The organism is Inquilinus sp. YAF38 (genome assembly GCF_052113205.1).
GTDB lineage: Bacteria > Pseudomonadota > Alphaproteobacteria > DSM-16000 > Inquilinaceae > Inquilinus.
The window spans coordinates 21,978-38,746 of record NZ_JBFRCU010000076.1; the positions used below are offsets into that span (position 1 = coordinate 21,978).

Sequence of the window (16,769 nt, forward strand, 5' to 3'; positions counted from 1 at the left end):
GCCATGCGGCAAGAGCGTCCGCTACTCCGCGGCCAGAGGCGGCGCGAGGCTTTGACTCTCTTCGGCGACCAATTGCACCACCTGCAGGCCGCGTCCCAACTCCTCCCGCAGGGCGGCGGCCTCGGCCGGGCTCCGCACCGGGGGCCGGCGCGGCGTGTCGCGGCGGGCATGGTCGAGCACGGCCGGGTCGACGCCGTCCCCGACCAGCAGCAGGTCGGCCCGGCGCAGCGCTGCCACCTGCCGCAGGGTCAGGTCCTGCTCGCCGCCCGGGCCGATCGCGATCCGGGTCAGTGAGCCGGCGGACGGCCGCTCCGTCGCCACCTGGTGCAGCAGGTCGAGTGCCGTTGCCCGATCGGCTGCATCGCTGCGATATAGCCGGCGCCAGAAAGCCAGGCGGCGGGCCGGGTCGCCGATGCGGCGTCGAATCTCGTCGCGCAGCGTGCCGGACACGGCGGCGAGGCGGCCGAGGCCGGGCGGGATCAGCGCCTCCAGCTCCTGCCGGATCAGCCCGGCCAGGGCGGGCGCGGCGCCGCCGGTCGAGACCGCGACCACCACCGGCGACCGGTCCAGGATCGCCGGCAGGATGAAGTCGCACAACGCCGGCCGGTCGACCACGTTCAGCGGCACGCCGGCCGCCCGCGCCAGGGCGGCGCTGCGGGCGTTGGTGCCGGGGTCGCCGGAGGCATCGATCACGAGGCAGGCCCCGCTCAGGTGGCCAGCGGTCAGCGGCCCGGCCAGGATCTCGGCGCCGGCAGCTTCCGCCGTGTCGGCGAAATCGGGATCGGTGCCGACCAGCCGGATCGCGGCCCCGGCGCGGCGCAGCAGCTCGAATTTCGGCGGCGTCGCATCGCCGCCGCCGACCAGCACGCAGACCCTGCCGCGCACGGTCAGGAAGACGGGGAGATGGGGCAGGGGGGCTGGGGACTGCGGGATCGGAGGGGGCGACGCCGTTCTTGCTCTGAGTCCCCCCTCCCCTCGCGGGAGGGGGGTAGGGGGAGGGGGTTCGTGCCGACTGAACCGGCCGTCCTCATCGGCGAGGCAACCCTCATCGGAGAAAACGGCTTCCGCATTCGCGCGCGGACGCGCGCAGACCCCTCCCCCTAGCCCCCTCCCGCAAGGGGAGGGGGGACTAGAAAGGAGTTGATCCCCACCGCGACTCATCGGCTCAACCTGCTGCAGGAACGGCGGCATGGGCGACGATCTCCTTCAGCTCGGGCACGCAGGAGCCGCAATTGGTGCCGGCGCCGAGCAGCGCGCCGAGCTCCTTGACCCCGATGCCCTGGCCATCCCGCAGGGTGCGCAGGATCCGCTCGATGCCGACGCCGAGGCAGGCGCAGACGATACGGCCCTCGGCCGAGGTGCCGGCCGGGGCGCGGCCGGACAGAAGGGCGCGGCGATCGGCCTCGTCCAGAGCAGGGGTCTCGGCGGCGAAGCGGGCCAGCAGCCATTCCGGGTCGGGCAGCTTGCCGGGCGGGGCGACGAACAGGCATTCGGCCAAGCCGCCGGCCTCAAGCGTCGCCAGGCGGAACAGGCCACGCTTCGGATCGGCGAACTCGATCACCTGCCGGTCCTTCGCCGGTGCCAGCAGCGACCGGCCGAGGATGATGCCGTCGGCTGGCGGCTCCGGCCCGCCCAGGGCGTAGATCTGGCAGCCGGCGGCGGCCCGGCGGGTCCAGTACACCAGGCCGGTCGGCCGCATCCGTCGGCGCGACACCAGGAAGCCCTCCCAGCCCAGCGGCACGCGGTCGAGGGAGACCGGCGTGTGCTTCAGCTCCGGCTGGCCGGAGACCGGGTCGACGGCGGGATTGGCGAGCTTGCCCGCGACGCAGTCGGCAGTGAAGCGGTCGTTCCAATGCATCGCCAGGAAGGCTTGGCCTGGCATCTGGTCCGGCGTGATCCGGGCCCGGGCGAGGGCACGGCCCCAGCCGCTCTTCAGCCGCACCAGGTCGCCCTCGGCCAGTCCGTGGCGGCGGGCGTCGTCGGGATGCAGCTCGACCGCCGGCTCCGGGCTGTTGGCGGCCAGGCGCGGCACCGCGCCGGTGCGGGTCATGGTGTGCCACTGGTCGCGCAGCCGGCCGGTGTTCAGCAGCATCGGCCGGTTCTGGTCCGGGCGATGGGCCGGCGCGCGGTGCCGCACCGGGACGAAGCGAGCGCGCCCGTCCGGCGTCGGGAAGCGGCCGTCGCCGAACAGCCGGTTCGTGCCCAGCCGCCGGCCCTCGGGAACCGGCCACTGCACCGGCTCCAGCGCGTCGTAGCCCTCCTGGTCCAGTGCCGCCAGCGCACCGATGTCGAAGGCGCGCTCGCCGTCGTTCTCGAAGGCTGAGAGCGCGGCGTGCTCGCGGAAGATCGCGGCCGGATCCTCATAGGGAAAGGCCTCGGCAAAGCCCATGCGGCGGGCCAGCTGGGTGACGATCCACCAATCCGGCCGGGCCTGGCCGGGCAGGGGGCGGAAGCCGCGCTGGCGGGAGATCCGGCGTTCGGAATTGGTGACGGTGCCGTCCTTCTCGCCCCAGCCGGCGGCGGGCAGCAGCACATCGGCCAGGCGGGCGGTGTCGGTCTCGGCGGTGACGTCGGAAACCACGACCAGGTCGCAGTTGCGCAGGCCGCGGCGCAGGCGTTCAGCATCAGGCGCGCTGACGGCCGGGTTGGTCGCCATGATCCACAGCGCCTTGATCCGGCCGGCAGCAACGGCGTCGAACAGCTCCACCGCCTTCAGCCCCGGCCGCTCCGCCAGCCGCGGCGCCTGCCAGAAGCGGCGCACCCGGTCGCGTGCCGCCGAATCCTCGAAGGCCATGTGGGCCGCGAGCTGGTTGGCCAGGCCGCCGACCTCGCGCCCGCCCATGGCGTTAGGCTGGCCGGTGATCGAGAACGGCCCGGCGCCGGGCCGACCGATCCGGCCGGTGGCGAGGTGGCAGTTGATGATGGCGTTGACCTTGTCGGTGCCCTGGGTCGACTGGTTCACGCCCTGGGAGTAGACCGTCAGCGTCGCCCGGGTCTCGGCGAACCAGGCGTAGAAACGCCGCACCGCCTCCTCCGGCAGGCGGCAGCCCCGGGCCACGGCGGCGATATCCGGCGCATCCTCGGCCGCGGCCAGCGCCGCCTCCTCGAAGCCGCTTGCATGGGCGGCGATCCAGCCACGGTCCAGCGCGCCGGTCCGCAGCAGATGGGCCAGCAGGCCGTTGAACAGCAGCACGTCGGTGCCGGGGGCGATGGCGAGGTGCAGGTCGGCCTCGTCGCAGGTCGCGGTGCGGCGCGGGTCGATCACCACGATCCGGGTGCCCCGCTTCTCGCGCGCCGCCAGCAGCCGGCGGTGCAGGATCGGGTGGCACCAGGCGGCGTTGGAGCCGACATAGATGGCCAGGTCCGCCTGCTCCCAATCCTCATAGCAGCCCGGCACCACATCGCCGCCGAAGGCGCGGCGGTGGCCGGCGACCGAGGAGGCCATGCACAGCCGGGAATTGGTGTCGATGTTGCCGGAGCCGATGAAGCCCTTCATCAGCTTGTTGGCGACGTAATAATCCTCGGTCAGCAGCTGGCCGGAGACATAGAAGGCGACGGAGTCCGGCCCGTGCTGCTCGATCGCCTCGGCGAAGCCGGTGGCGACGCGGTCCAGCGCCTGGTCCCAGCTCGCCGCCCGGGTGCCGATCATCGGGTCGAGCAGGCGCCCGTCCAGCCCCAGCGTCTCGCCCAGCGCCCCGCCCTTGGAGCAGAGCCGGCCGAAATTCGCCGGGTGGATCGGGTCGCCGGAGACGTGGCTCTTTGCATTACCTCTCCCGCCGGACGCGGGAGAGGCCGGGCTCGCGGAGCGAGACCGGGTGAGGGCTGGCCCCGGCCTCGACAAACTCCCCTCACCCGGAGCCGCCAACGCGGCTCCGGCCTCTCCCGCAAGCGGGAGAGGCACCGCATCAGCTCCACCTGAGACAGAGACGCCGCAGCCGACGCCGCAATAGGGGCAGGTGGTGCGGATCTCAGCCATTGGCGACCAGCTGCGGCGACGGCAGGCCCAGGCGGATGCGGCCGGCCTGCAGCTCGACCGCGATGCGATGGACGCAGCCCTCGTCCGGCCCCTCGACCGACCCGGTCTCCAGGCTGATCACCCAGGCGTGCAGCGGGCAGGTGACGCTGGTGCCATGCACGATGCCCTGTGACAGCGGCCCGCCCTTGTGCGGGCAGCGGTCATAGAGCGCGAAGACCCGGTCGTCGGCGGTGCGGAACAGGGCGATGTCACCCTCCGGGCTCTTCACCACCCGGGCGCCCATCGGCGGGATATCCTCGATCCCGCCGACATCGATCCACAGCGGCATGGTCATCGCTCACCCCACCTCGGCCAGGCTGCGGAACTCGTGTGCCTCGGCGCCGGAGGCACGCTCGGCCCAGGGGTCGTTCTGCGCGAATTGCTGCGAGTGCAGGAACCGCGCGTGCAGCCGCTTGCGGGATTCCGCGTCCTCGACCACCCGGCGCTTGATGTGATCGAGCCCGACCCGCTCGATCCAGGGCGCCGTGCGCTCGAGATAGTGCGATTCCTCGCGGTGCAGCTGCATGAAGGCGCCGCAATACTCCAGCACCTCGGCCTCGGTCTCGACCTTGCACAGGAAGTCGGTGCCGCGCAGCTTGATGCCGCCATTGCCGCCGACATGCAGCTCCCACCCGCTGTCGACCGCGATCACGCCGAAATCCTTGATCGTCGCCTCGGCGCAGTTCCGCGGGCAGCCGGACACCGCCATCTTGAACTTGTGCGGGGTCCAGCTGCCCCAGCTCATCCGTTCCAGCGCGATGCCCATGGCGGTCGAATCCTGGGTGCCGAAGCGGCACCATTCCGACCCGACGCAGGTCTTCACCGTGCGCAGCGCCTTGCCATAGGCGTGGCCGGAGACCATGCCGGCGGCGTTCAGGTCGCGCCACACGTCCGGCAACTGCTCCTTCTTGACGCCCAGCAGGTCGATGCGCTGGCCGCCGGTCACCTTCACAGACGGGATCTCGTAGCGGTCGACCACATCGGCGATCGCCCGCAGCTCCTTGGCGCTGGTGACGCCGCCCCACATCCGCGGCACCACCGAATAGGTGCCGTCCTTCTGGATGTTGGCGTGCGCCCGCTCGTTGATGAAGCGGGACTGCTGGTCGTCGGTGTACTCGCCCGGCCAGGCGCAGATCAGGTAGTAGTTCAGCGCCGGCCGGCACTTGGCGCAGCCATGCGGCGTGCGCCAGCCCAGCTCCTGCATCACCGCGGGGATCGAGCGCAGCTCCCGCGCCAGGATCAGCCGCCGCACCTCGTCATGACCGAAATCGGTGCAGCCGCAGACCGCCTTGATCTTCGGCCCGCCGGCATAGCCGTCGCCCAGCGTCACCGCCAGCAGGCTTTCGACCAGCCCGGTGCAGGAGCCGCAGGAGGACGAGGCCTTGGTGTGGGCCCGCACGGCATCCAGGCTGGTCAGCCCCTTCTCGCCGATCGCCTGGACGATGGTGCCCTTGCAGACGCCGTTGCAGCCGCAGATCTCCGCCTCCGGCGGCAGGGCGGCAACGGCCTGCTTAGGGTCCGGCGCCGCACCCCCGGCGGCCGCCAGCGCCTGGCCGAAGATCAGCCCGTCGCGCATCGCGGCGATGTCCAGGCCCTCGCGCAGCATCTGGAAGAACCAGGCGCCGTCGGCGGTGTCGCCGTACAGCACGGCGCCGGCGATGCGGTTGCCCTTCAAGACCAGCCGCTTGTAGACGCCGCGGGCGGCGTCGCGGAACACGATGTCCTCGCAATCCTCGCCGCCCTGGAAGTCGCCGGCCGAGAACACGTCGATGCCGGTGACCTTGAGCTTGGTCGAGGTGACCGAGCCGCGGTATTCGCTCTCCGCCGTGCCGGCCAGCTGGTCGGCGCAGATCCGGGCCATCTCGTACAGCGGCGCCACCAGGCCGTAAGTGCGGCCCTGGTGCTGGACGCATTCGCCGACCGCCAGGATGCAGGGGTCGGAGGTGGTCATCCGGTCGTCGACCACGACGCCGCGCTCGACCGTCAGGCCGGCCTCGCGGGCCAGGGCGGTGGCCGGGCGGATGCCGACCGCCATCACCACGATGTCGGCCGGGATCACCCGCCCGTCCTTCAGCCGCACCGCCTCGACCTTGCCGTCGCCCTCGATGGCGGCGGTGTCGGCCTCGGTCAGCACGGCCAAGCCGCGCCGCTCCAGCTCGCGCTGCAGCAGATAGGCGGCGGCGGGGTCGAGCTGCCGCTCCATCAGCACCGGCATCAGGTGCAGGACGGTGACCTCCATGCCGTTGGCGCGCAGGCCGTTGGCGGCCTCCAGGCCGAGCAGGCCGCCGCCGATCACCACGGCACGGCTGCGGCCCTCGCGCGCCGCCGCCAGCATGGCCTCGACATCGGCGATGTCGCGGAAGGTGACGACGCCGGGCAGGTCGCGCCCAGGCACCGGGATCACGATCGGGTCGGACCCGGTGGCCAGCAGCAGCCGGTCATAGCGGCAGCGGCTGCCATCGGCGCCGATCACCTCGCGCGCCTCGCGGTCGATCGCCGCCACCCGCACCCCGGCGCGCAGGTCGATGCCGTTGGCGTCGTACCAGGCGCGGTCATTGATGACGATGTCGTCGAACCGCTTCTCGCCCGCCAGCACCGGCGACAGCATGATGCGGTTGTAGTTCACCTGCGGCTCGGCGCCGAACACGGTGACGGCGTAGCGGCCGGGCGCGCGGGCCAGCAGTTCCTCCACCGCCCGCATCCCGGCCATGCCGTTGCCGACCACCACCAGCCGCTCCTGCGGCCCCCAGCTTCCTTCGGGCATGTTCCCCTCCCCCTCAGGCGGCCGCGGTGGTGAAGCGCTGGCGCTCATACAGGAAGCGCAGCACCTGCACCCGGCACGCGGCATAAGTCGGATCGTCGGCCAGCGCCAGGCGGCGGCGCGGCCGCTCCAGCGGGATGTCCAGCACCTCGCCGATGGTGGCGCTGGGGCCGTTCGTCATCATCACGATGCGGTCGGACAGCAGCACCGCCTCGTCGACGTCATGGGTGATCATCAGGACCGTGTTGCCGAGCGCGGCGTGGATCTCCATCACCGAATCCTGCAGATGCGCCCGGGTCAGGGCGTCGAGCGCGCCGAAGGGCTCGTCCATCAGCAGGATCTTGGGCTGCATCGCCAGCGCCCGGGCGATGCCGACGCGCTGCTTCATGCCGCCGGAGATCTCGCCCGGCCGCTTGTCCTTGGCATGCGCCATATGGACCAGGGCCAGATTGTGCATCACCCAGTCGTGCCGTTCGGCGGCGCTCTTGGTCCGCCCGAACACCTTGTCGACAGCGATCCGGACATTGCCATAGACGGTCAGCCAGGGCAGCAGCGAATGGTTCTGGAACACGATGGCGCGGTCGGGGCCGGGGCTGTCGACCACCTGGCCGTCCAGCAGCACCTCGCCGGTGGTGGAGCGGACCAGGCCGCCGACGATGTTCAGCAGGGTCGACTTGCCGCAGCCGGAATGGCCGATGATCGACACGAACTCGCCGCGGGCGATGCCGAGATTGACGTCGACCAGCACCTCGCTGACCGCGCTGCCGCGGGTGAAGCGCATGCCGACCTGCTCGATCGAGAGATAGCTGTCCATGGTTCGTCCCCTCAGGCCGAGGTGCCGCGGGCGACGAGCGCGCCGGCGAAGCCGATCAGGCGGTCGAGGACGAAGCCGACCAGCCCGACATAGACCAGCGCCACGATGATGTCGCTGATGCGCGAGCTGTTCCACGCGTCCCAGATGAAGAAGCCGATGCCGACGCCGCCGATCAGCATCTCGGCGGCGATGATCGCCAGCCAGGACAGGCCGATGCCGATGCGCAGGCCGGTGAAGATGTAGGGCACGGTGGCCGGCAGGGTGATCTTGGTGAACACCTCCCAGGGCGACAGGCGCAGCACCCGGGCGACGTTGCGGTAATCCTGCGGGATGTTGCGCACCCCGACCGCGGTGTTGATCACGATCGGCCAGATCGAGGTGATGAAGATCACGAAGATCGCCGAAGGCTCGGCCTGCTGGAACCCGGCCAGCGAGATCGGCAGCCAGGCCAGCGGCGGGATGGTGCGCAGCACCTGGAAGATCGGGTCCAGCCCGCGCATCGCCCAGACGCTCTGGCCGATCAGCACGCCGAGCGCGACCCCGACCACGGAGGCCAGAGCGAAGCCGATCGCGACCCGCGACAGGCTGGTGGCGATCTGCCAGAAGGCGCCCTTATCGACCCCGCCATTGTCGTAGAACGGGTCGATGATGAAGTCCCAGGTGTCGTCCAGCACCTTGAGCGGCGACGGCAGGTTCGAGGTCGGGCTGGAGCACAGCAGCTGCCAGGCCAGCAGCAGCAGCGCCAGCACGATCAGCGGCGGGATCACCCGGGCCGCGGCCTCAACGGCGAGGCGGGACAGGACGGGGCCGAGCGGCGGCTTCACCACCGGCAGGGACAGGATCCGCCCGGCCGGCTTCGGCTTCGCGGCCGGGGCGGAGGCGGGGGCTTCGGATAGGATCTGGGCTGACTGAGGCACGAGGCTGGCTCCGGCTGGCTGTCGTCGGGGCGTCAGGCGACGGTCTTGATGGCGAGGCTGGCGAGGTAGGCGTCGGGGGCGTCGGGGTCGAAGACCTTGCCGTCGAAGAAGGTCTCCTTGCCGCGCGAGGTGCCGGCCGGGATCTCCCCGGCCGGAACGCCGATCGTCTGGGCGGCCTGGCGCCACAGATCCTCGCGGTTGACCTTGGCGATCAGCGCCTTGAGGTCGACATCGGGGGCGATGTAGCCCCAGCGCCGGTCCTCAGTCAGGAACCACAGCTCGTGGCTCTGGAACGGATAGGAGGCGAAGTCCTGCCAGTACTTCATCAGGAACGGGCTGTTCTCGACCTTGCGGCCGTCGCCGTAGTCGATGGTGCCGAGCGAGCGCGGCAGGATGTCGGCCGGGGGCACGTTGAACCATGCCCTCCGGCCGATGATCTGGGCCATTTCCTCCTTGTTCTGCGGCTTGTCGGCCCAGCGCTGGGCCTCCAGCACCGCCTGCAGCAGCGCCGCCGTCGCCTTCGGATGGGCGTCGATCCAGTCGGCGCGCAGCGCCAGGCTCTTCTCCGGATGGTCCTTCCAGATCTCGCCGGTGGTGCAGGCGGAATAGCCGATGCCCTGGTGCACCAGCTGATCGCCCCAGGGCTCGCCGACGCAGAAGGCCTGCATGTTGCCGACCTTCATATTGGCGACCATCTGCGGCGGCGGCACCACGATGGTGCTGACCTCCTTGTTCGGGTCGATCCCGGCGGCGGCCAGCCAGTAGCGCATCCACAGGTCATGGGTGCCGCCGGGGAAGGTGACGGCGCATTTCACCTCCTGCCCCTTGGCCTTCATGTCGGCGAAGGCGGCCTTCAACCCCTTGGCGTCGACCGTGGCGCCGGCCGGCATCAGGTCCTTGGCGACGGAGATCGCCTGGCCGTTGGTGTTCAGCCGGCACAGGATCTGCATCGGAACGGGCTTGTTCTCGGCGGTGATGGTGCCGAGCGTCATCAGGTAGGGCATCGGCGTCAGGATGTGGGCGCCGTCGATGCCGCCGCCGGCCGAGCCCAGCACCAGATTGTCGCGGGTGGTGCCCCAGGAGGCCTGCTTGGCGACGGTGACCTCGGTCAGCCCGACCTTGTCGAACAGCCCCTTCTCCTTGGCGACGATCAGGGGCGCGGAATCGGTCAGGGCGATGAAGCCGAGCGTCGCCTTGGTCGTCTCCGGCCCGGCAGCCTGGGCGAAAGCGCCGGCGGGGAAAGCGGTGCGGAGTGCGGCGATGGTCGCCGCGGCGCCGGTCAGCTTGGCGGTGCCCTGCAGCAGGCTGCGGCGGTTCAGGGTGATGGTGCGGTCGCGTGCGGTCATGAAAGCCCCCTTCGGTTCGGTCAGCCGCGTTGCGTCGCGACGGTTGCTGTGCCGCCGGCGATGAGGCCGGCGAGATCGGTGTCGAGCGTGGCGGGATCGAAGATCCGGCCATCGCAGAAGCGGTCGGCGCCCAGGGCCACGCCGCCGGCCGGGTCGGCCAACACCCAGGGCGCGTCGCGGAGCCCCTCGGTCTTGCTGTCGGCTGCCGGGGCCGGGTAGCCGAGATCCCAGGCGATCTCGCGGTAGAGATCCGGCCGGTAGACGGCGGTCGCGGTGGCGGCGATGTCGACGGTGTCCGGCAGCTCGCCCCAGCGCCGCAGCTGCGCCAGGAACCAGGCGGCGTGGGACCGCCAGGGCAGGCCGGCGGCGCGGCGGTGATAGACCGGGCCGCGCGCCGGCAGCCCGTCGACCAGCAGATCGCCCGGCCGGCCGACCAGGCTGGCGGCGATCGAGGCGGCCGGGGCGTTCAGCACCTCCGGCGCCGCCAGCATCGCCACCGCCTCGGGCCGGTACTGCGGCCGGTCCAGCCAGGCGGCGGCACGGATCAGGGCGCGCAGCAGGGCGCGATGGGCGTCCGGCCGGGCCTCGGCCCAGGCGCGGGTGACGGCGAACACCTTCTCCGGCGCGTTGTTCCAGATCTGCCAGCCGGTGGTGGCGGTGACGCCGACCCCCTGGTCGACCGCGACGTCACCCCAGGGCGCGCCGACGCAGAAGCCGTCGACCCGCCCGGCCGAGAGATGCGCCACCATCTGCGGCGGCGGCACCACCACGATGCGGATGTCGCGCTGCGGGTCGACCCCGCCGGCCGCCAGCCAGTAGCGCAACTGGTCGTGATGGCTCGACACCGGGAAGACGATGGCGAAGACCGGGGGTGGGGACCCCGCCTGGCGGCGGGCGGCGACGACGGCCGCGATCGCCGTGGCCGATCCGGCGGCCGCGCCTTCCGGATCCGCCGCGGCCATCTCCGCCGCCAGGGCGTTCGAGACGGTGACGGCATTGCCGTTAAGGTTCAGCGACAGGCCGACCAGCATCGGCGTCTTCGGACCGCTCAGCCCCAGGGTGATCGCCAGCGGCAGCGGCGCCAGCATATGGGCGCCGTCCAGCAGGCCGCAGACCAGCTTGTCGCGCAGGCTGGCCCAGCTGCTCTCGCGCGACAGCCGGACCGACAGCCCCTCCTCGCGGAAGAAGCCCTTCCGCTCCGCCACGATCAGGGGCGCGCAGTCGGCCAGCGGCACGAAGCCTAGGGTCAGATCTGTGCGGTGGTCCGTCATCAGCCGCTCCAAAACGAAAAGGCGCCCGAGAGCCTGCGGAAGATCCGCAACCCTCGGACGCCTTTGCCCGGTTCAGACGGCCCGTCATCGGACCGCCTGGAATATCGTCGGACGGACGCCATTGCCCGTCGTCACCAAAGGATACGCAAGTGGCGTGCCAACAGGCCGGCCACGGCCTTCCGGGATCGGTAATCCAGCGCCGCAGCCCGATTCAGGGATCCGACGCGGGTGGCATGGGTACGCTGCGCTGCGGCATGATTCTGCTCCGCTGTTGTGCAATGCACAAAAAAGCAGCGAAAAGGGCCGTGCCTAATCTTTGGTCAGCAGCTCGCTGATGCTGATCACCTGCTCGGCGATCTCGGCCAGCGGCTTGCCGCGATCCATGGCCAGCTTGCGCAGGGCCTTGTAGGCCTCGTCCTCCGCCATGCCGCGCTGCTGCATCAGGATGCCCTTGGCGCGCTCGATCCGCTTGCGCTCGGCCAGGGTGGCACGGGTCTTCTCCAGCTCGTCGCGCATCGCCTGGAAGGCCTGGAACCGGGCGATCGCGGCCTCCAGCACCGGCTTCACCCGGTGCGGGCTGAGGCCGTCGACGACATAGGCGCTGACCCCGGCGCGGATCGCCTCGCCGATCGCGGCATCGTCGCTCTGGTCCACGAACATCACGATCGGCTTCGGCCGCTCGCGGCTGACGCTGCGCATATGCTCCAGCGCGTCGCGGTTGGGCGCGTCGAGGTCGACGATGATCACGTCCGGTTCGATCTCGCGCACCCGCGCCAGCAGGTTCTCGGTGCCACTGGCGGTGGTGACCACGCCATGGCCCGCCGCAGTCAGCGCCGCCTCGACCACGCGGCAGCGCTCGGCGTTCTCATCGACCAGGAGGATGCGCAGGACCATTCGCGGGCACAGGGGCAACGGGACTCGATCAAGGACTGGAGCAAGCCTCAGCAAGTTCTGGACCACATCAGAGATGGGGACGCTGCGCAGGGAATGGGCAGCCGAGGCATCTGCCGCCCTCTTGGGCAGGCGCCGGTGGCGGAGTTCCGCCACTGGCCCGGAACTTGCCTAGCCATGGGGATGCGGACGCAAACAAGAGAGTTCGGGGAGCTTACGATGGCATTGTCGCAGAAACATTGGGTGATCGGCGCCGCGCTGGCGGTGTCCATGGGGCTGGCGGTGTCGACCGCCGCCCGGGCCGAGGACACCATCAAGGTCGGCATCCTGCATTCCCTGTCGGGCACCATGGCGATCAGCGAAACCACGCTGAAGGACGTCATGCTGATGCTGATCGACGAGCAGAACAAGAAGGGCGGGCTGCTCGGCAAGAAGCTGGAAGCGGTGGTGGTCGACCCGGCCTCGGACTGGCCGCTCTTCGCCGAGAAGGCGCGGCAGCTGATCTCGGTCGACAAGGTCGCGGCCACCTTCGGCTGCTGGACCTCGGTGTCGCGGAAGTCGGTGCTGCCGGTGTTCGAGGAGCTCGACGGCATCCTGTTCTACCCGGTGCAGTACGAGGGCGAGGAGAGCTCGCGCAACATCTTCTACACCGGCGCCGCGCCGAACCAGCAGGCGATCCCGGCGGTCGACTATCTGATGAACGAGGAGGGGGTGCAGCGCTGGGTGCTGGAAGGCACCGACTACGTCTATCCGCGCACCACCAACAAGATCCTCGAGGCCTATCTCAAGGCCAAGGGCGTGGCGCCCGAGGACATCAGCGTCAACTACACGCCGTTCGGCTTCTCCGATTGGCAGACCGAGGTCGGCAAGATCAAGGCCTTCGGCTCGGCCGGCAAGAAGACCGCCGTGGTCTCGACCGTCAACGGCGACGCCAACGTGCCGTTCTACAAGGAGCTGGGCAACCAGGGCATCAAGGCGACCGACATCCCGGTCGTGGCCTTTTCGGTGGGCGAGGAAGAGTTGGCCGGGCTCGACACCGCCCCGCTGGTCGGCCACCTGGCCGCCTGGAACTACTTCCAGAGCATCGACACGCCGGAGAACAAGGACTTCATCGCGAAGTGGCACGCCTTCATCAAGAACGACAAGCGCACCACCAATGACCCGATGGAGGCGCATTACATCGGCTTCAACATGTGGGTGAAGGCGGTGGAGAAGGCGGGCACCACCGACCCCGACAAGGTGATCGACGCGATGGTCGGCGTGACCGTGCCGAACCTGACCGGCGGCTATGCCAGCATGATGCCGAACCACCACATCACCAAGCCGGTGCTGATCGGCGAGATCCAGGCCGACGGCCAGATCCAGACGGTGTCGGAGACCCCCGAGGTCGTGGGCGACGAGTGGTCCGACTATCTCGAAGGCTCGAAGGACCTGATCTCGGATTGGCGCAAGCCGCTGGCCTGCGGGAACTTCAACGTCAAGACCGGCAAGTGCGGCGGGTCGGGGTCGTGATCCGGCGTCCGGTCGCGGGCTGGCGATGACCAATCGTCCGAAACTCGTAGGTTGGGTTCGCGGTAAGCGAACCCAACACGGCGACTGGTGCTTGCCGCGGGATGTTGGGTTCGCGTCCGCGAACCCAACCTACGCGCTGCTCATTCTCGCCCTCCTGCTCCTGATCCTCCCGCTCACTGCCCGGGCGGAGATCCCGGCCGAGGTACTCGCGCGCTTCGCCTCGACCAATTACGACGACATCGCCGCCGGGGTGGACGGGGTCGCCGCTTCGGGCGATGCGCAGGCGCCGGCGATCCTGGAGGCGCTGGCGGCCGGACGGCTGATCGCGGCGCCCGGCGCGGTGGCGATCAAGACCGAGGCCGGCGGCTTCGTCGATGCCGCCACCGGGGCCGCGCTGGCCGAGGCGCCGGCAGGCGGCAAGCCGATCCGGGTCAACAACCGGGTGCGGCGGGCGATCGACGGAGCAATGGGGTCGCTGACCTTGCTGGCGCCCGACCGGGCCAAGCGGCTCGACGCCGCCGCCGCGGTGTTCAAATCGCGCGACGACAAGGCGCTGCCGGCGCTGGAAGCGGCTTTGGCGCGCGAGACCGATCCGGCGGTGAAGCAGGCCTTCCTCGAAGCGCGCGCCGCCATCATCCTGGCCAAGGGCGGCGCCGACGACGCGATCCTGCCGGCGATCGACACCGTCGCCGCCCGCGGTGACCAGGAGGCGCGGGCGTTGCTGTCCGGTATCCCGAACCCGTCTCCGGCCGTCGCCGCCGCGGCCGCGGCCGCGATCGGCCACATCGACACCCGGCTCATGATCTGGAACGGGGTGCAGAGCCTGTACTACGGACTCAGCCTCGGCTCGGTGCTGCTGATCGCCGCCATCGGCCTCGCCATCACTTTCGGCGTGATGGGCGTGATCAACATGGCGCATGGCGAGATCGTCATGCTCGGCGCCTACACCACCTTCCTGGTGCAGGAGGCGTTCCGCATCTATGCGCCGAACCTGTTCGACTATTCCCTGGCCGTGGCGCTGCCGCTGGCCTTCCTGGTCGCGGCCCTGGCCGGCGTCGCCATCGAGCGCACCATCATCCGCTTCCTCTACGGCAGGCCGCTGGAGACGCTGCTGGCCACCTTCGGCCTGTCGCTGATCCTGCAGCAGGCGGTGCGCACCGTGTTCGGCCCGTCGAACCGCGAGGTCGGCAACCCGGCCTGGATGTCCGGCGCCTTCGACCTGGGCGGCCTGACCCTGACCTGGAACCGGATGTGGATCATCGTCTTCGCGCTGCTGGTCTTCGCCGCGCTGATGCTGGTGTTGCGCTACACCGCGCTGGGCCTGCAGATGCGGGCGGTGACGCAGAACCGGCGCATGGCCGCGGCGATGGGCATCCGCACCGGCCGGGTCGACATGCTGACCTTCGGCATCGGCTCCGGCGTCGCCGGCATCGCCGGGGTAGCGCTCAGCCAGATCGACAATGTCAGCCCCAATCTCGGCCAGGGCTACATCATCGACAGCTTCATGGTCGTGGTGTTCGGCGGGGTCGGCAACCTGTGGGGCACGCTGGTCGGGGCGCTGACGCTCGGCGTCGCCAACAAGCTGCTGGAGCCCTGGGCCGGCGCGGTGCTGGGCAAGATCGCGATCCTGGTCGGGATCATCCTGTTCATCCAGCGCAAGCCGCGCGGGCTGTTCCCGCTCAAGGGACGGGCGGTGGAATCATGATCACGGCCCGTCTCCTCCGCGCCTCGGGCGGCCCGGCCTTCGCCATCGGCCTCGTCGCCGTGGCGGTGCTGGTGCTGCTGGCCAACCTGGCGCTGCCGCCGGAGTCGCCATTCTACGTGCCGGGCTATGCCGTCAGCCTGATGGGCAAGTATCTGTGCTACGCCCTGCTGGCGCTGGCGATCGACCTGGTCTGGGGCTATGTCGGCATCCTCAGCCTCGGCCATGGCGCCTTCTTCGCCCTCGGTGGCTACGCCATGGGCATGTATCTGATGCGCCAGATCGGCCCACGCGGCGTCTACGGCAATCCGGTGCTGCCGGATTTCATGGTGTTCCTGAACTGGCCGGAGCTGCCCTGGTACTGGCTCGGCTTCGACCAGTTCTGGTTCGCGGCGCTGATGGTGCTGCTGGTGCCGGGCGCGCTGGCCTTCGTGTTCGGCTGGTTCGCCTTCCGCAGCCGGGTCTCCGGCGTCTATCTGTCGATCATCACCCAGGCGATGACCTACGCCCTGCTGCTGGCCTTCTTCCGCAACGACATGGGCTTCGGCGGCAACAACGGCCTGACCGACTTCAAGGACCTGCTCGGCTTCAGTCTGCAGGCGGATGCGACGCGGGCCGGGCTGTTCCTGGCCAGCGCCATAGCCCTGGCCGCCGCCTTCCTGATGTGCCGGGCGATCACCCTGTCGCGCTTCGGCAAGGTGATGATCGCCATCCGCGACGCTGAAAGCCGAACCCGCTTCCTCGGCTACCGGGTCGAATCCTACAAGCTGGTGGTGTTCACCCTGTCGGCGATGATGGCGGGCGTGGCCGGCGCGCTCTACGTGCCGCAGATCGGCATCATCAACCCGGGCGAATTCGCCCCGGCCAATTCGATCGAGGCGGTGATCTGGGTCGCGGTCGGCGGCCGCGGCACGCTGATCGGCCCGATCATCGGCGCGGTCACGGTCAATCTCGGCAAGACCATGTTCACCAACCTGCTGCCGGAGTTCTGGCTGTTCGCCCTGGGCGGGCTGTTCATCCTGGTGACGCTGGTGCTGCCCAAGGGCATCGTCGGCGCGGTGCAGTCGGCCTGGCGGTCATGGCGAGCCCGCCCGAGCCGCCGCGCGGCGGAAGTGGCGACGGAGACGCCGCGATGAACGCACCTCTCGACACCCACGCGCCCACCCAGGCGCTGCTCTATCTCGACGGCGTCACCGTCAGCTTCAGTGGCTTCCGGGCGCTCAACGCCCTGTCGCTGGTGATCGAGCCGGGCGAGATGCGGGCGATCATCGGCCCGAACGGGGCCGGCAAGACCACGATGATGGATGTCATCACCGGCAAGACCCGGCCGGACCAGGGCGAGGCGCTGTTCCGCGGCACCCACGACCTGACGCGGCTGGACGAGACGGCGATCGCGGGCCTCGGCATCGGACGCAAATTCCAGAAGCCGACGGTGTTCGACAGCCACACGGTCGGGGACAACCTCCTCCTGTCCCTGGCGGGCCCGCTATCGCCGACCAACCTGCTGTTCGGCCGCCCCCGTGCGGACACGGCGGAGCGG

At 70.3% G+C, this 16,769-nt stretch carries 13 protein-coding genes; 4 read left to right on the top strand and 9 right to left on the bottom strand.

The window, feature by feature from the left end; all coding sequences use genetic code 11:
- Positions 1-21 precede the first annotated feature (21 nt).
- The 9 genes from AB4Z01_RS26970 to AB4Z01_RS27010 form a co-directional block, all read right to left on the bottom strand.
- Entirely contained in the window at positions 22-1,191 is a 1,170-nt protein-coding gene (locus AB4Z01_RS26970; protein ID WP_441698966.1) for an NAD(P)-dependent oxidoreductase, read from the bottom strand.
- Positions 1,166-3,976, bottom strand: coding sequence for a molybdopterin-dependent oxidoreductase (locus AB4Z01_RS26975; protein ID WP_441698968.1), 2,811 nt, complete (start codon positions 3,974-3,976; stop codon positions 1,166-1,168). Before AB4Z01_RS26975 ends, AB4Z01_RS26970 begins: the two co-directional genes overlap by 26 nt.
- Positions 3,969-4,310 (bottom strand): nitrite reductase small subunit NirD, encoded by a 342-nt coding sequence (gene nirD, locus AB4Z01_RS26980; protein WP_441698969.1) that lies wholly within the window; start codon positions 4,308-4,310, stop codon positions 3,969-3,971. Before nirD ends, AB4Z01_RS26975 begins: the two co-directional genes overlap by 8 nt.
- Positions 4,311-4,313: 3 nt before the next feature.
- A complete protein-coding gene (gene nirB / locus AB4Z01_RS26985; RefSeq protein WP_441698970.1) occupies positions 4,314-6,779 on the bottom strand; it encodes a nitrite reductase large subunit NirB in 2,466 nt (821 codons plus the stop codon).
- Between the two features lie 13 nt (positions 6,780-6,792).
- Positions 6,793-7,590 carry an ABC transporter ATP-binding protein gene (locus AB4Z01_RS26990; RefSeq protein WP_441698972.1) on the bottom strand — a complete coding sequence of 266 codons (798 nt, stop codon included), beginning with the start codon at positions 7,588-7,590 and terminating at the stop codon, positions 6,793-6,795.
- Between the two features lie 11 nt (positions 7,591-7,601).
- On the bottom strand, positions 7,602-8,507 hold the full coding sequence (gene ntrB, locus AB4Z01_RS26995) for a nitrate ABC transporter permease (RefSeq protein WP_441698974.1): 906 nt from the start codon (positions 8,505-8,507) through the stop codon (positions 7,602-7,604).
- Between the two features lie 32 nt (positions 8,508-8,539).
- On the bottom strand, positions 8,540-9,853 hold the full coding sequence (locus AB4Z01_RS27000) for a CmpA/NrtA family ABC transporter substrate-binding protein (RefSeq protein ID WP_441698975.1): 1,314 nt from the start codon (positions 9,851-9,853) through the stop codon (positions 8,540-8,542).
- 20 nt (positions 9,854-9,873) lie between these two features.
- Entirely contained in the window at positions 9,874-11,124 is a 1,251-nt protein-coding gene (locus AB4Z01_RS27005; protein WP_441698977.1) for an ABC transporter substrate-binding protein, read from the bottom strand.
- Positions 11,125-11,433: 309 nt separating this feature from the next.
- Positions 11,434-12,018, bottom strand: a complete 585-nt coding sequence (locus AB4Z01_RS27010) for an ANTAR domain-containing response regulator (RefSeq protein ID WP_441698979.1) — start codon at positions 12,016-12,018, stop codon at positions 11,434-11,436.
- Positions 12,019-12,285: 267 nt separating this feature from the next.
- Here AB4Z01_RS27010 and urtA point away from each other — a divergent pair, with 267 nt between their 5' ends.
- From urtA to AB4Z01_RS27030, 4 genes are all read left to right on the top strand, one after another.
- Positions 12,286-13,527: an urea ABC transporter substrate-binding protein gene (urtA, locus tag AB4Z01_RS27015; protein WP_441698985.1), complete on the top strand. Its 1,242-nt coding sequence runs from the start codon at positions 12,286-12,288 to the stop codon at positions 13,525-13,527.
- A gap of 91 nt (positions 13,528-13,618) precedes the next feature.
- Positions 13,619-15,232, top strand: a complete 1,614-nt coding sequence (gene urtB, locus AB4Z01_RS27020; RefSeq protein ID WP_441698980.1) for an urea ABC transporter permease subunit UrtB — start codon at positions 13,619-13,621, stop codon at positions 15,230-15,232.
- Positions 15,229-16,365, top strand: coding sequence for an urea ABC transporter permease subunit UrtC (gene urtC, locus AB4Z01_RS27025; RefSeq protein WP_441698982.1), 1,137 nt, complete (start codon positions 15,229-15,231; stop codon positions 16,363-16,365). Before urtB ends, urtC begins: the two co-directional genes overlap by 4 nt.
- Positions 16,362-16,769, top strand: a 408-nt coding sequence (locus AB4Z01_RS27030; RefSeq protein ID WP_441698983.1) for an ATP-binding cassette domain-containing protein, incomplete at its 3' end; no start/stop codon positions are given. The genes urtC and AB4Z01_RS27030, both read left to right, overlap by 4 nt.

Excerpts from the sequence above, each read along its gene's own strand:
- AB4Z01_RS27005 (WP_441698977.1), bottom strand. The coding sequence starts at position 11,124 with ATGACGGACCACCGCACAGATCTGACCCTAGGCTTCGTGCCGCTGGCC.
- AB4Z01_RS27000 (WP_441698975.1), bottom strand. The coding sequence starts at position 9,853 with ATGACCGCACGCGACCGCACCATCACCCTGAACCGCCGCAGCCTGCTG.
- AB4Z01_RS26990 (WP_441698972.1), bottom strand. The coding sequence starts at position 7,590 with ATGGACAGCTATCTCTCGATCGAGCAGGTCGGCATGCGCTTCACCCGC.
- AB4Z01_RS27010 (WP_441698979.1), bottom strand. The coding sequence starts at position 12,018 with ATGGTCCTGCGCATCCTCCTGGTCGATGAGAACGCCGAGCGCTGCCGC.
- urtC (WP_441698982.1), top strand. The coding sequence starts at position 15,229 with ATGATCACGGCCCGTCTCCTCCGCGCCTCGGGCGGCCCGGCCTTCGCC.
- AB4Z01_RS26970 (WP_441698966.1), bottom strand. The coding sequence starts at position 1,191 with ATGCCGCCGTTCCTGCAGCAGGTTGAGCCGATGAGTCGCGGTGGGGAT.
- nirB (WP_441698970.1), bottom strand. The coding sequence starts at position 6,779 with ATGCCCGAAGGAAGCTGGGGGCCGCAGGAGCGGCTGGTGGTGGTCGGC.
- nirD (WP_441698969.1), bottom strand. The coding sequence starts at position 4,310 with ATGACCATGCCGCTGTGGATCGATGTCGGCGGGATCGAGGATATCCCG.
- AB4Z01_RS26975 (WP_441698968.1), bottom strand. The coding sequence starts at position 3,976 with ATGGCTGAGATCCGCACCACCTGCCCCTATTGCGGCGTCGGCTGCGGC.
- urtA (WP_441698985.1), top strand. The coding sequence starts at position 12,286 with ATGGGGCTGGCGGTGTCGACCGCCGCCCGGGCCGAGGACACCATCAAG.